This window comes from Stutzerimonas azotifigens DSM 17556 (genome assembly GCF_000425625.1).
Lineage (GTDB): Bacteria > Pseudomonadota > Gammaproteobacteria > Pseudomonadales > Pseudomonadaceae > Stutzerimonas > Stutzerimonas azotifigens.
On record NZ_KE384412.1, the window covers coordinates 96,058 to 108,305 of the forward strand.

At 68.2% G+C, this 12,248-nt stretch carries 16 protein-coding genes; 9 read left to right on the forward strand and 7 right to left on the reverse strand.

Annotation, left to right across the window (positions count from 1 at the left end):
- Positions 1 to 157: 157 nt before the first annotated feature.
- Positions 158 to 910 (forward strand): L-ornithine N(alpha)-acyltransferase, encoded by a 753-nt coding sequence (gene olsB / locus H610_RS0116045; protein ID WP_028240624.1) that lies wholly within the window; start codon positions 158 to 160, stop codon positions 908 to 910.
- The gene (locus tag H610_RS0116050; protein ID WP_028240625.1) at positions 910 to 1,680 is read left to right on the forward strand and encodes a lysophospholipid acyltransferase family protein; all 771 of its coding nucleotides are present in this window, start codon (positions 910 to 912) and stop codon (positions 1,678 to 1,680) included. The genes olsB and H610_RS0116050 overlap by 1 nt, the downstream gene beginning before the upstream one ends.
- A 262-nt stretch (positions 1,681 to 1,942) precedes the next feature.
- Here H610_RS0116050 and H610_RS0116055 read toward each other — a convergent pair whose 3' ends face one another.
- On the reverse strand, positions 1,943 to 2,947 hold the full coding sequence (locus H610_RS0116055; protein ID WP_236614313.1) for an IS110 family RNA-guided transposase: 1,005 nt from the start codon (positions 2,945 to 2,947) through the stop codon (positions 1,943 to 1,945).
- A 307-nt stretch (positions 2,948 to 3,254) separates the two neighbouring features.
- Here H610_RS0116055 and H610_RS0116060 point away from each other — a divergent pair, with 307 nt between their 5' ends.
- Positions 3,255 to 3,833, forward strand: a complete 579-nt coding sequence (locus H610_RS0116060) for an acyl carrier protein phosphodiesterase (protein WP_028240627.1) — start codon at positions 3,255 to 3,257, stop codon at positions 3,831 to 3,833.
- Here the strand turns inward: H610_RS0116060 and H610_RS0116065 are convergent, their stop codons facing one another.
- The 3 genes from H610_RS0116065 to H610_RS0116075 form a co-directional block, all read right to left on the reverse strand.
- Entirely contained in the window at positions 3,834 to 4,712 is an 879-nt protein-coding gene (locus H610_RS0116065; protein ID WP_028240628.1) for an alpha/beta fold hydrolase, read from the reverse strand. It lies immediately after the preceding gene.
- Positions 4,712 to 5,488, reverse strand: a complete 777-nt coding sequence (locus tag H610_RS0116070; protein ID WP_028240629.1) for a class II aldolase/adducin family protein — start codon at positions 5,486 to 5,488, stop codon at positions 4,712 to 4,714. The genes H610_RS0116065 and H610_RS0116070 overlap by 1 nt, the downstream gene beginning before the upstream one ends.
- Before the next feature lie 107 nt (positions 5,489 to 5,595).
- Entirely contained in the window at positions 5,596 to 6,048 is a 453-nt protein-coding gene (locus H610_RS0116075) for a flavodoxin (protein WP_028240630.1), read from the reverse strand.
- A 193-nt stretch (positions 6,049 to 6,241) separates the two neighbouring features.
- Between H610_RS0116075 and H610_RS0116080 the strand changes: the two genes are divergently transcribed.
- The 3 genes from H610_RS0116080 to folX all read left to right on the forward strand — a co-directional run bounded on the left by H610_RS0116080 (position 6,242) and on the right by folX (position 8,086).
- Positions 6,242 to 6,865: a hypothetical protein gene (locus H610_RS0116080; RefSeq protein ID WP_028240631.1), complete on the forward strand. Its 624-nt coding sequence runs from the start codon at positions 6,242 to 6,244 to the stop codon at positions 6,863 to 6,865.
- Between the two features lie 55 nt (positions 6,866 to 6,920).
- Complete coding sequence (gene folM / locus H610_RS0116085) at positions 6,921 to 7,625, forward strand: dihydromonapterin reductase (RefSeq protein ID WP_028240632.1); 705 nt, start codon at positions 6,921 to 6,923, stop codon at positions 7,623 to 7,625.
- Positions 7,626 to 7,711: 86 nt separating this feature from the next.
- Entirely contained in the window at positions 7,712 to 8,086 is a 375-nt protein-coding gene (gene folX, locus H610_RS0116090) for a dihydroneopterin triphosphate 2'-epimerase (RefSeq protein ID WP_028240633.1), read from the forward strand.
- 3 nt (positions 8,087 to 8,089) lie between these two features.
- Here the strand turns inward: folX and H610_RS0116095 are convergent, their stop codons facing one another.
- Entirely contained in the window at positions 8,090 to 8,461 is a 372-nt protein-coding gene (locus H610_RS0116095) for a sensory rhodopsin transducer (protein ID WP_028240634.1), read from the reverse strand.
- A 134-nt stretch (positions 8,462 to 8,595) separates the two neighbouring features.
- Here H610_RS0116095 and H610_RS0116100 point away from each other — a divergent pair, with 134 nt between their 5' ends.
- Together H610_RS0116100 and H610_RS0116105 are read left to right on the forward strand one after the other, a co-directional pair.
- Positions 8,596 to 8,889: a DUF1244 domain-containing protein gene (locus tag H610_RS0116100; protein WP_028240635.1), complete on the forward strand. Its 294-nt coding sequence runs from the start codon at positions 8,596 to 8,598 to the stop codon at positions 8,887 to 8,889.
- Positions 8,886 to 9,230 carry a HopJ type III effector protein gene (locus tag H610_RS0116105; protein WP_028240636.1) on the forward strand — a complete coding sequence of 115 codons (345 nt, stop codon included), beginning with the start codon at positions 8,886 to 8,888 and terminating at the stop codon, positions 9,228 to 9,230. Before H610_RS0116100 ends, H610_RS0116105 begins: the two co-directional genes overlap by 4 nt.
- A 288-nt stretch (positions 9,231 to 9,518) precedes the next feature.
- Here H610_RS0116105 and H610_RS0116110 read toward each other — a convergent pair whose 3' ends face one another.
- Positions 9,519 to 10,124, reverse strand: coding sequence for a flavodoxin family protein (locus H610_RS0116110; protein WP_028240637.1), 606 nt, complete (start codon positions 10,122 to 10,124; stop codon positions 9,519 to 9,521).
- A gap of 53 nt (positions 10,125 to 10,177) precedes the next feature.
- Positions 10,178 to 10,927, reverse strand: coding sequence for a sulfate transporter CysZ (cysZ, locus tag H610_RS0116115; RefSeq protein WP_028240638.1), 750 nt, complete (start codon positions 10,925 to 10,927; stop codon positions 10,178 to 10,180).
- Between the two features lie 198 nt (positions 10,928 to 11,125).
- Between cysZ and trxB the strand changes: the two genes are divergently transcribed.
- A complete protein-coding gene (trxB, locus tag H610_RS0116120; protein WP_408055000.1) occupies positions 11,126 to 12,103 on the forward strand; it encodes a thioredoxin-disulfide reductase in 978 nt (325 codons plus the stop codon).
- Positions 12,104 to 12,248: the final 145 nt, after the last annotated feature.

The window sequence follows — 12,248 nt, forward strand, 5'->3', positions numbered from 1 at the left end:
CCTCGATGGCTGTCATCAGAGCATCACCGTCCTGTCATGGGCATGCCACTGCGGCTGCCTAGCCTGAGCCTGCACCTGCGGACGGCGACTCACCATAACAATCCGTCGGCGCCGGTGCACTGCCAGCCACGCCCCGAGGCGTCACAGGAGAGAGAGCATGAGCATCACGGCCCCGAACACCACCCCGACGCCACGTCAGCTGCAGGCCGAGCGCCTGCTGGGCGAGGCCGCCCTGCGCGAGGCCCAGGCGCTGCGCTACCGGGTCTTCAGCGCCGAATACCAGGCGCGCCTGGAAGGCGAGGAGCAGCAGCTCGACCGCGACGCCTACGATCCCTACTGCCGCCACATCGGCGTGCGCGACCTGGCCAGCGGCGCCCTGGTCGCCACCACGCGCCTGCTGGACCACCAGGCGGCGCTTAAGCTGGGCGGCTTCTACAGCGAGGCGGAATTCAGCCTGCAGGGCCTGGCGCAACTGCCCGGACCGGTGCTGGAAATCGGCCGGACCTGCGTCGACCCGGCCTACCGCAACGGGGCGACCATCGCCGTGCTGTGGAGCGAGCTGGCAGAGGTGCTGAACGAGGGCAGCTACGGCTACCTGATGGGCTGCGCCAGCATTCCGATGCGCGACGGCGGCGTGCAGGCCCAGGCGGTGATGCAGCGCCTGCGCGAGCGCTACCTGTGCACCGACCCGGTCCGCGCCGTGCCGCGCAACCCGCTGCCGGACCTGCAGTTGCCCGGCAACGTCACCGCGGAAGTTCCACCGCTGCTCAAGGCCTACATGCGCCTGGGCGCGAAGATCTGTGGCGAACCGAGCTGGGACCCGGACTTCCAGGTCGCCGACGTGTTCGTCCTGCTGCGCCGCACCGATCTGTGCCCACGCTACGCCCGCCACTTCAAGGCGGCGGTCTGATGCGCCGGCTCCGCCTGACCTGGCGGTTGCTGCGCATCGCCGGGCTGCTGGCCCTTGGCGGCGTGCTCGCCGTGGCACTCTCGATCCGCTATCGCCGGCTCGACGCCGGCAATGACAGCCGCCGCCAACTGACCCGCTGGTGGCTGGCTCGCCTGGCCCGCGCCCTGCCCTTCCGGGTGACGGTGTACGGCGAGGCGCCGTCCGGGCCCATGCTCTGGCTGGCCAACCATGTGTCCTGGTCGGACATCCCGCTGCTCGGGCAGCTGGCACCGGTGACCTTCCTGTCCAAGGCCGAGGTACGCGGCTGGCCGCTGATCGGCTGGCTGGCCGCGCAGGCCGGCACCCTGTTCATCCGCCGTGGCGCAGGCGACGGCGTGCGGCTCTGCCAGGTCCTGGCCGAGCAGCTGCGGCTCGGTCACGGCGTGCTGGTGTTTCCCGAGGGCACCACCACCGCCGGCGACCGGCTCAAGCCCTTCCACCCACGCTTGATGGCCGCCGCGATAGAAACCGGCGCCGCGGTGCAGCCGGTCGCCATCCGCTACCGGCGCGACGGCGTCCTGGATCCGATCGCGCCCTTCGTCGGCGAAGACGAGCTGACCGATCACCTGCTGCGCCTGCTGGCCAGACCGGTGGCCGAAGTGGAGATTCACCTGCTGCCGCCGATCGACAGCTGCGGCCTGGATCGCGGCGGCCTGGCACGCCGGGCGCAGGCGGCGATCGAGGCGGTGATCCTCGAAACGACGGTCGAGGCGGAGCGGGAAGCGGCCTGAGGCAGAGGCGGAGGCCATCTGTGGGAGGTGCGCCCTCGCGGCGACGCCATTCGGGTCGGCACACGGCGCCTCCGGCATCGGCCCACCCGATGCGTGGATGAGGCTTCGCCGTCATCCACCCTACGCTGGCACGATACCTTTCCGTTGAGCTTCGCTGCTCCGCCACGAAGACGCACCGCGGCCAGGTCTCACGACGCAGGGTGAGCGTGGGGTGGGCGTAGGGTGGGCCGGGCGGCGCTCCGCGTAGATACCGTCTTGAATCTCAGTTCGCAATGGCCAATTTGGAGTCAAATGGCAGGCCGGATTTGAGTACACCGTAAGCGATGCACAGCAACTTGCGCATGGCCGCGCAAACGATCTGTTTGCCGGCCTTGCCCTTGGCGCGCATACGGTCGGCCATCGCCCGGATAGCCGCATTGTGCGTCATGGATACGACCGCTGGCAGGTAGAGCCCTGCCCGCAACGAAGCTGACCCCATTCGCGATATGCAGACATGGCCCTTGAGCTTCCCTGACTCCTGCAGCTTGGGATTCAAGCCTGCAAATGCCGTAACGCTTCGAGTGCTTTTGAAGCGTCGGATATCGCCCAGCTCGGCTAGCAACAGTGCTGCCGTTTTGTCGGCAATACCATCGATGCTGGTAAGCAAATCTCGCTGCCCTTTGAGGTCATCGTTGTCATCGAAGTGTTTTTTGATCGCATCCAGCGTGTCCTGGATCTGTTGACGTATGTGCTTGAGCATCGATTCGATCAACGCGACAGCTTTGGCATCATGGGTGACATCCAGGCGGTTCTGTTCTATCTGCTCCAACTCCTGAAGATCCCTGAGGCGTTTCACGAGGGCTCTGAGACGGCGAATTTCAGGCTTCTCCGGCTCCCAGGAGCGCAGCTTGTCCAGATGCCTGAGGCCATAATCGGCAATCAGCTTGGCATCGACCTTGTCGGTCTTCACGCGCTGCAACTGGCTACCGGCATAACGCGCAGTCTGGGCCGGGTTCAACACGCAGACTTTGTAGCCACGCTTGTGCAGCCACTGAGCGAGGGCTTCGTGGTAAATACCCGTTGCCTCCATCACGACCCAAGCCTTGGGCTCGGCATGCTTGTTCAACCACTGCTGCAAGAGCTCGAATCCGCTTTGGGTGTTGGCCAACTTGGCCTTGGTGCGGAACTTGCCATTGGCCTGCAGGGTGGCAATGTCGAAGGTGTGCTTGGCTATGTCGATGCCGACAACCCTAGTCATCATGTCCTCCTGTAAGTGGCTGATCGTCACTGCATCCGTCCTACCTTGTCGATGCGAGCTCGTGGCTCTGGATACCGTTCGGACTTACTGGATGAGTGCGGAGGAGTGCAGCGCAATCTACGTTACAAGCTCGAAGCTTTAGGGTGGGCACGACCTACACTTCCTCCCCCGATGATCAGTCGGGGACTCTCGCCTCCGAAGAGCCTCAAGTCGAGATACAAGGGTGGGCTTTAGCCCACCAGAGAGGCCACGGCTTTCAGCAGTTGGTGGGCTAAAGCCCACCCCACGGGGAGCGCGCCGGGCCCACCGGCTGCGCCCCTTGGAGTATGCTGGCGGCATGAATTACCTCGCCCATCTCCATCTCGGCGGTTCGCGGCCGGACGAGTTGCTCGGCAGCCTCTATGGCGACTTCGTCAAAGGGCCGTTGCACGGCCGCTGGGGCCCAGGCATCGAGGCCGGCATCCGCCTGCACCGGCGGATCGACGCCTTCACCGACGCCCATCCGCTGGTGCTGCGCGCCAAGGCGCGCTTTCCAGCCGGGCGGCGGCGTTTCGCCGGCATCCTCGTCGACCTGTTCTTCGACCACTGCCTGGCCGCGCACTGGAGCGCCTATGCCGACGAGCCCCTGGACGGCTTCACCGCGCGCGTCTACCGGGCCCTGGCCGACACGCCCGAGCTGCCCGGCCGGCTGGCGCTGATCGCGCCGCGGATGGCCGCGCAGGACTGGCTCGGCAGCTACCGCGACTTCGCCGTGCTGGAGGCGGTGCTGGCCGGCATGAGCCGCCGGCTGTCGCGCCCCGAAGGGCTGGCCGGCAGCCTCGCCGAGCTGCAGCAGCTGTACCGTCCGCTGACCGAGGACTTCCACCAGTTCTACCCGCAGCTGCAGGCCTTCGCCCGGGCGCGGCCCCACGCCTGACTAGCCCGCCAGACGCTGACGAAACGCCAGGTAGTGCGCGAGCACCTGCTCGGGGGCCTCCACCTGCGGGTAGTGCCCGACGTCCTCGAGCAGCACGCAGTCCGGCTCGTCGATCAGTTGCCGGTAACGCTCGACCATGTGCGCGCCGGACACCGGGTCGAGCGCGCCGTCGATCACCCGCAGCGGCACGCCGGCCTGCCGCATCGCCGCCAGCCAGCGCTCGCGCTGCCGGCGGCGCTCGGGGATGTAGCGGATCAGCCGGTGCATGACCTGCGGGCCATCATTGGCCTGCAGCAGCGACCAGAATCCTTCCAGTTCCTCCTCCGAAGGCGGCCGCTGCGGCGCGAAAACCTTCCTCAGGCCGTCGTCCAGCCCCCGGCGACCGAAGCCGCGGGCCAGCAGCGGACCGAGCGGGCCGAGCAGCAGCTTCTGCAGCAGCACCGGGCGGTGCGTCTCGGGAAACAGCCCGCCGTTGAGGAACACGCAGCTGGCCACGGCGCTGCGGCCTTCCCGGTGCCGCGCCAGCAGTTCCTGCGCCACGCTGTCACCGTAGTCGTGCGCCAGCAGGTGCACCGGACCGGTGATGCCCAGGTGCTCCAGCAGGCACTGGTGCAGCTCGGCCTGCTCGACCAGCCGGTAGTCGTGCCGGGGCGGCTTGTCCGAGTCGCCGAAGCCGAGCATGTCGCAGGCCACCACCCGGTAGCGCTCGGCCAGCGGCCGCCAGAGGTACTGCCAGTCCCAGGCGGCGGTCGGAAAGCCGTGGATCAGCAGCAGCGGCTCACCCTCCCCGGCCTCCCGGTAACGCACGCGGTGCCAGTGGAAGGCGAACGTCCGCCCGGCTTCGCGCCATTCGGCCAGCGGGATGCCGGGCAGCGCCATCAGTTGGCGTAGCCCGGGTTCTGCCGGTCGAGTCTGCGCAGCAAGGCCGGCCAGGCCAGCGCGCCGCCCATGCCGGCCTTGCTGCGGGTGACGGCGGCGGCCATGGCCCGGGCGCCGTCGAGGATCGGCTGCGGAATGGGGATCAGCTCGCCGCCGCCGGCCTGCGCCATGATCTGGATCTCGCAGGCACGCTGGAAGGTGAACATCATCAGGAAGGTATCGGCGATGCTGCCGCCGCAGGTCATCAGGCCGTGGTTGTGCAGCAGCATGAAGCCGGTCTCGCCGAGGTCGGCCTGCAGGCGCGCCTTCTCGTCATGGTTCAGCGCCACGCCTTCGTAGCCGTGGTGCGACAGGCTGGAAAGCACGAACAGCGACTGCTGGCTGATCGGCAGCAACCCCTGGCGCTGGGCCGACACGGCGATGCCGGCCGCGGTATGGGTGTGCAGCACGCAGGCCACGTCGTGGCGCACCTCGTGCACGGCGCTGTGGATGGTGTAGCCGGCCGGGTTGATGTCGTACGGGCCGTCCATCAGCTTGTTGCCGACCAGGTCGATCTTCACCAGGCTCGAGGCGGTGATCTCGTCGAAGGTCATCCCGTAGGGGTTGATCAGGAAATGCTCGGTACCGGGAATCTTCGCCGAGATGTGGGTGAAGACCAGGTCGTCCCAGCCGTGCAGGGCGACCAGTCGGTAACAGGCGGCGAGATCGACGCGGGTCTGCCATTCCTCGGGGCTGACCAGGTCCTTGACGGCGGGAAAGCTGTGCTGAGCGGTCATGGGGCACCTCGTGTGTTGTTCTTGTGGCGTGCCCTGCCGAGTCTAGCGCTCGCGCGTCGGCCGGAAAGTCGCCTTCCCAGCCAGCCTGATGGCCGTGCGGGACAACCTCAGCCGCGCACGGCCGCGGCGAAGGCGTCGAGCCAGGGTTCGGCATCGGTCTGCGGCGTCACCGTCTCGCTGGCATCCAGCCGCAGCATCGGCTGCACCTCGCGCAGGCCGAGCTCGGCGTACAGCTCGCGCACCAGTTCGCCGCCGCCGCAGAAGGTATCGCCGTAGCTGGCGTCGCCCAGGGCGATGACCCCGGCCGGCATGCCCTGCCAGGCCGGGCAGCGGTCGCGGATCTGGGTATACAGCGGCAGGAAGCTGTCGGGCAGCTCGCCCATTCCGGTGGTGGAAGTCACCACCAGCAGCGCATCGGGCGCGAACGCCAGGATGTCCACCAGCCCGGCGCGCGGGCCGTGCCAGGCCTCGAAACCTGCCGCGCGCAGGTAGTTGGCCGCATGCCGGGCGACGTCCTCGGCGGTGCCGTAGACGGTGCCGGATAGAATGGCGATCTTCATTTCGGTACTCCTCTCGTTCAGCGCGAATTATGCCGCATCGCGCGCCGTCGCCCGCACACGCATGGCGGCAAACCAATTCCGCCGTTCGTTGTCTATCGCCTGCCGCCCCGGGGGATGTCGGAGCGGCCGTCGGCCGAACGCATCGGTCGACAGCGGCCTGTCTTCATTGACCGCCCTCGAGAAGGATACCCGTATGGCGGACGACAACATTCTCTCCAGCGAAGAGCTGGAATTCATCAACAGCCTGATGGCGGGCAACGGGCGCAGCCCGACGTCGACCACACCGAACTACCTGATGGACGGCGGCCCCCAGGCCAACGAACTGCTGCTGCGCATGGCCAATCATGCGGAGCTCGCCCTGCAGGCGCAGTTCGACACCTACAGCCTGTCCTTCCCGCTGCAACTGACCGAGGACGACTTCCACAACCTGCACCTGACGCTCGCCGCCCCGGTGATCTACGAGCGCGGCCCGGTGTTGCGCGCCTGGCGGTTGCCGCTGGACAAGCCCCTGCCGCTGCTCGATGCCGACGGCGCCAGGAGCTCGCTCAGCGTGCACGAGCTTTCGCCCAGCGGCGTGCTGGTGCGCAGCACTCAGCGCCGCCGGCCGCCGGAAGCCTTCAATCTGATGCTGGCCCTGCCGGACGGCGACGCCATGCCGGTGGAGGGCCACCGGGTGCGCGATCTCGACAGCGGCCTGAGCGCCTACGAGGTGGACTTCGACGAGCGCGATGCCGAGCGCGTGCGGCGCTTCCTGTTCCGCCAGCACCGCCGCCTGCACCCGGAGCTGGTGGCCGAAACCAGCGACGACATGGTGTAAGCTGCGGGCGCCGCCGTCGCCGACGGTGCCCGTTTCCACAACACTGGCGTCGCTCATGCCCGATTCGCTCCCCCTGCTCATCACCGGCGCCGGCCAGCGCATCGGCCTGTACTGCGCCGAACGCCTGCTCGACGACGGCCAGCCGGTGATCGTCAGCTACCGGCGCGAACGCGAGGGCGTCGAGCGCCTGCGCCAGCGCGGGGCCGTGACGATCCAGGCGGACTTCTCCAGCGAGGCCGGCATCCTCGCCTTCATCGACACGCTCAAAGGCGCTGCGCCGCGCCTGCGTGGCATCGTGCACAACGCCTCGGCCTGGCTGCCGGACGCGCCCGACCCCGCCGAAGCCTTCCGGCAGATGGTGCAGGTGCACATGCTCGCCCCCTACCTGATCAACCTGCATTGCGCCGAGCTGCTGCAGCACGGCGGCCCGGCCGACATCGTGCACATCAGCGACGACGTCACCCGCAAGGGCAGCACCCGGCACATCGCCTACGCCGCGAGCAAGGCCGGGCTGGACAACCTGACGCTCTCCTTCGCCGCGCGGCTGGCGCCGGGGGTCAAGGTCAACGGCATCGCCCCGGCGCTGATCCAGTTCAACGAGGGCGACGACGAGGCCTACCGGCAGAAGGCGCTGGACAAGTCGCTGCTCGGCTTCGAGCCCGGCGCCGCGGTGATCTACCAGAGCCTGCGCTACCTGCTCGACATCCCCTACCTCACCGGCAGCATCCTGGCCGTCAATGGCGGCCGTCACCTGCGCTGACCCGTCGCCTGCTCCGCCCGCGGGCGGTAGACTGCCGCTACGCGCGGGCGCGATGCCCGCTGGAACCGATCGACTGGAGTACCCGCATGCCCCGACTCGAGCCCGGCATGGCCCGCATCCGCGTCAAGGACCTGAGCCTGCGCACCTACATCGGCATCAAGGAAGAAGAGATCCTCAACAAGCAGGACGTGCTGATCAACCTGACCATCCTCTACCCCGCGGTGGACGCGGCGCGCGAGAACCACATCGAGCACGCGCTCAACTACCGCACCATCACCAAGGCGATCATCGCCCACGTCGAGGAGAACCGCTTCGCCCTGCTCGAGCGCCTGACCCAGGAGATCCTCGACCTGGTGATGCAGTACCCGGCCGTGCGCTATGCCGAGGTCGAGGTCGACAAGCCGCACGCCCTGCGCTTCGCCGAGTCGGTGTCGATCACCCTCGCCGCGGGACGCGACTGAGCGTCAGCTCCCGTAGGCCAGCGTGGTCATCAGCGCCAGCGCCTGGGGCCGGGCGTCGAGCCGGGTGTGCTGCACCACCACCGGCACGTCCGAGACGAACACGCTGGCATAGTCGGTCTCGCGCGGCACCGGCGCCGGGTCGGCCAGGTCGTCGAAGCGCATGTGCAGGGTGCGCCGCGGCGGCACCCGCAACCGGTAGGGCCCGGCCGGCTCGCGGTCGCTGAAATACAGCGTCAGCTCGATCTGCGCCTCGCGGTCGCCGGGGTTGAGGATGCAGGCCGACTCGTGGCTGCGCAGGGTGGGATCGTCCGGGTTGGGACCGAACGGGGGCAAATAGCCCTCGGCGATCACCCAGTGGCGTTGACCGATCGTCATCGGTGGCTCCTTCTCGCTGCGGCGTGGCCGCCCTTCCCTACCGGAGGCGGATGCACGGGGGAAAGTTCCGCGGCTGGTCCGGTCACATGGGCGAGGTTATGATCCGCGCGTCTGCGCCCAACGAGACCGATGAGATGAACGACGAACAACGCACCGAACTCGAAGCCGCCGCCTTCCGCCGCCTGGTCCAGCACCTGCGCAGCCGGCCGGACGTGCAGAACATCGAGCTGATGAACCTCGCCGGCTTCTGCCGCAACTGCTTGTCCAAGTGGTACAAGGCCGCCGCCGACGACCTGGAGCTGGACGTCAGCGTCGAGCAGGCGCGCGAAGCGGTCTACGGCATGCCCTATGCCGAGTGGAAAAGCCGCTACCAGAAGGAAGCCACGCCCGAGCAGCAGGCGGCGTTCGACAAGGGCAAGCCGGCATGAGCGCGCTCGATACATTCCGCCAGGGCCTGCGCGACGGCCAGCCGATGTTCGCCGATACCCTCGCCTTCATCGAGGCCCACTACGACTACCAGCCCACCGCCTTCACCAATGGCGCCGTGCACAACGCCGCCGGCGAGAACGCGGGCTCCTGCAAGACGCTGGGCCTGGCCCGGCTCGAGGGGCTGTCCGACGAAGAGGCGCTGCTGGCGTTCGGCGAGCATTACCGCGCGGTGCAGGCCACGCCCGACGGCGATGACCACCGCAACATCCGCGCCTTGATGCGCCACGGCCTGGCCGGGGTTCGCTTCGAAGGTACGCCATTGACGCGCAGGTTGGGTTGAGCGAAGCGAAGCCAACACGCACTGCCAGTCGCCTGGTCATGCCGGGGCTAAACCGCCTCGCTGGGCTGAAGGCCACGAGGCGGAAGCGACGCCTCCTATGGGCAAACGGCACCGGATGTAGGAGCGACCTTGGTCGCGAATGGATTCGATGCCGGCGCTGCGCTCCTTCGCGAGCGACGACTCGGCGCCCCCTCGCGCCTACGGGGGCGCAGCCAGAGATGGGCCCCATGGGACTCTGCCGGGTAGAGTGGGCTAAAGCCCACCCGCCGCCATCCGCACGCAGGCCGGTCACTCCGCCGGATAGCGCGCCTGCCTGAGCAGCCCGGCCAGGTGCGCACAATGGCGCGCCATCATCGCCGTGGTCTGCGCCACCTTCTCCGGCGTCTGCGGCAGGTCCTTGTAATCGGTGCCCTGCATCGCCTCGCCCACCCAATAGGTCGAGCCGACCGCCGGGATGCTGAAACCCACGTCGTTGAGACCCTGAAACAGGTTGGCGGCGACGTTGTGCGCGCCGTCCTCGTTGCCGACCACCGCCACGCAGGCGACCCGGTCGACGGCGATCATGCGCCCCTGCCCATCGGTCTCGCCGAGCATCGCGTCGAGCCGCTCCAGGACCCGCTGGCAGAGGCTGGACGGGTGGCCGAGCCAAATCGGCGTGCCCAGCACCAGGATGTCCGCGGCCAGCACCTTCTGACGGAACATCGGCCAGTCGTCGCCCTCGCCTTCGTCGGAGGTGACGCCCGGCTTGATGTCGTAGTCCGCCACCCGCAGGCGTTCGCCCGCGACGCCGTGCTTGTGCAGTTCGGCGAGCACCTGCGACAGCAGCAGATCGCAGGAAGATTCGGCGGGAGAACGCTTGAGCGTGCAGTTGATTGCCAGTGCGGTGAGGCCCATCGGGATGCTCCTTCGTTCGGTGAGCATCTAGAGAGCCCTGCCGCGGCGAGGGTTCAACGCCTGGCCAGCGCCTGCCCGCCGCCCTCGCGGACCCAGAGCACGGTCGCGCCGGCCACCGCCGCCGGCATCACCAGCAGGTTGAGCCCGGGGACCAGCAGCGCGGCGTAGGTCACCGCGCCGAAGCTCAGGCTGCGCCAGCGGCGCTCGCGCAGCCAGGCGAGCATGTCCTGCCAGCTCATCTTGTGGTTGTCGGCCGGGTAGTCGATGTACTGCACGGCCATCATCCAGACGCCGAACAGCAGCCACAGCGGCGCGGCGACCAGGTTCAGCCCGGGAATGAACGACAGCACCAGCAGCGCCAACGCGCGTGGCGCGTAGTAGGCCAGCTTGCGCGCCTCGCGGGCGAAGGTGCGCGGCAACATCGCCAGCAGCTCGGCCCAGCTGAACGGCGGGAAATCGTCCTCGCCGCGCACCACCACCTCGACCTTCTCCGAGAGGAAGCCATTGAAGGGCGCGGCGATCAGCGTGCTGAGCAGGGTGAAGGAGAAGAACACCATGACCAGCACCAGCAATACGAACAGCGGCCACAGCAGGTATTCGAGAAACGCCAGCCACTCGGGCAGCGACGGCATGAAGGCGTCGACCCAACCGTCGAACTGCCGCACGCCGAGGTAGATCAGCCCGCCGAACAGGATCAGGTTGACCAGCACCGGCAGGATCACGAACAGCCGCAGGCCCGGGCTCAGCACCAGGCGCAGGCCTTCGCGCAGGCATTCGGGACCGGTCAGGGCGGCGGTGGGCATACGAAAGCTCCAGTCGAGACGAACGCTCGGACCTTACCGGCTTTGCCGGGCGGGCGGAAGCGCCGACGGCGTCAGGCATAGCCACAGCCTATCGGAGGCATGCAGGATTGAAATTATCGCCGCGGCAGTCGCGCCACTATCCTCTGCAACCATCGTTTTCCGGGGTCATCCACCTCTCAAGCCTTCCCCAAGTGCCGGATGACTCCCTTTTATTCCGCTGGAGGCCCCATGTCCGACCGTCATGCACGCCTGATCATCCTCGGCTCGGGCCCGGCCGGCTACAGCGCGGCGGTCTACGCCGCGCGCGCCAACCTCAAGCCGCTGCTCATCACCGGCCTGCAGGCCGGCGGCCAGCTGACCACCACCACCGAAGTGGACAACTGGCCCGGCGATCCGCACGGCCTCACCGGCCCGGCCCTGATGCAGCGCATGCAGGCCCACGCCGAGCGCTTCGACACCGAGATCCTGTTCGACCACATCAATGCGGTGGACTTCGCCGGCCGTCCCTTCATCCTGCGCGGCGACAGCGGCACCTATACCTGCGACGCGCTGATCGTCGCCACCGGCGCCAGCGCCCGATACCTCGGCCTGCCCTCGGAAGAGGCCTTCATGGGGCGCGGCGTATCGGCCTGCGCCACCTGCGACGGCTTCTTCTATCGCAACCGCCCGGTGGCGGTGATCGGCGGCGGCAATACCGCGGTCGAAGAGGCGCTGTACCTGGCCAATATCGCCAGCCAGGTCACCCTCGTGCATCGCCGCGAGAGCTTCCGCGCCGAGAAGATCCTGCAGGACAAGCTGCGCGAGCGGGTCGCCGAAGGCAAGGTGGTGCTCAAGCTCAATGCCGAACTGGACGAAGTGCTCGGCGATGCGTCAGGCGTGACCGGCGCGCGGCTGCGCCGGCAGGATGGCGGCACCGAGGAGATCGCCGTGGATGGCGTGTTCGTCGCCATCGGCCACACGCCGAACACCGCGCTGTTCGAACGCCAGCTCGAGCTGAAGGACGGCTACGTGGTGGTCAACGGCGGCCGTGACGGCAATGCCACCACCACCAGCGTGCCCGGCGTATTCGCTGCCGGCGACGTCGCCGACCACGTCTACCGCCAGGCGATCACCTCGGCCGGCGCCGGCTGCATGGCGGCGCTGGACGCCGAGCGCTATCTCGACGGCCTCGTCTGAGGCCAGAGCAGGCGTTGCCTGCGACCGGGGCCTGTACGATAGGTGCGGACCAGCACCAGGCATCCCCCTCTCCCACGCAAATGCGCCCCTCATCCGGCCCTGCGGGCCACCTTCTCCCGAGGGGAGAAGGACAAAGCAGCCTGCG

What these genes read in the sequence shown, in the direction of transcription:
- olsB (WP_028240624.1), top strand. Translation starts at nt 158, where the DNA reads ATGAGCATCACGGCCCCGAACACCACCCCGACGCCACGTCAGCTGCAG.
- H610_RS0116050 (WP_028240625.1), top strand. Translation starts at nt 910, where the DNA reads ATGCGCCGGCTCCGCCTGACCTGGCGGTTGCTGCGCATCGCCGGGCTG.
- H610_RS0116060 (WP_028240627.1), top strand. Translation starts at nt 3,255, where the DNA reads ATGAATTACCTCGCCCATCTCCATCTCGGCGGTTCGCGGCCGGACGAG.
- H610_RS0116065 (WP_028240628.1), bottom strand. Translation starts at nt 4,712, where the DNA reads ATGGCGCTGCCCGGCATCCCGCTGGCCGAATGGCGCGAAGCCGGGCGG.
- H610_RS0116070 (WP_028240629.1), bottom strand. Translation starts at nt 5,488, where the DNA reads ATGACCGCTCAGCACAGCTTTCCCGCCGTCAAGGACCTGGTCAGCCCC.
- H610_RS0116075 (WP_028240630.1), bottom strand. Translation starts at nt 6,048, where the DNA reads ATGAAGATCGCCATTCTATCCGGCACCGTCTACGGCACCGCCGAGGAC.
- H610_RS0116080 (WP_028240631.1), top strand. Translation starts at nt 6,242, where the DNA reads ATGGCGGACGACAACATTCTCTCCAGCGAAGAGCTGGAATTCATCAAC.
- folM (WP_028240632.1), top strand. Translation starts at nt 6,921, where the DNA reads ATGCCCGATTCGCTCCCCCTGCTCATCACCGGCGCCGGCCAGCGCATC.
- folX (WP_028240633.1), top strand. Translation starts at nt 7,712, where the DNA reads ATGCCCCGACTCGAGCCCGGCATGGCCCGCATCCGCGTCAAGGACCTG.
- H610_RS0116095 (WP_028240634.1), bottom strand. Translation starts at nt 8,461, where the DNA reads ATGACGATCGGTCAACGCCACTGGGTGATCGCCGAGGGCTATTTGCCC.
- H610_RS0116100 (WP_028240635.1), top strand. Translation starts at nt 8,596, where the DNA reads ATGAACGACGAACAACGCACCGAACTCGAAGCCGCCGCCTTCCGCCGC.
- H610_RS0116105 (WP_028240636.1), top strand. Translation starts at nt 8,886, where the DNA reads ATGAGCGCGCTCGATACATTCCGCCAGGGCCTGCGCGACGGCCAGCCG.
- H610_RS0116110 (WP_028240637.1), bottom strand. Translation starts at nt 10,124, where the DNA reads ATGGGCCTCACCGCACTGGCAATCAACTGCACGCTCAAGCGTTCTCCC.
- cysZ (WP_028240638.1), bottom strand. Translation starts at nt 10,927, where the DNA reads ATGCCCACCGCCGCCCTGACCGGTCCCGAATGCCTGCGCGAAGGCCTG.
- trxB (WP_408055000.1), top strand. Translation starts at nt 11,126, where the DNA reads ATGACTCCCTTTTATTCCGCTGGAGGCCCCATGTCCGACCGTCATGCA.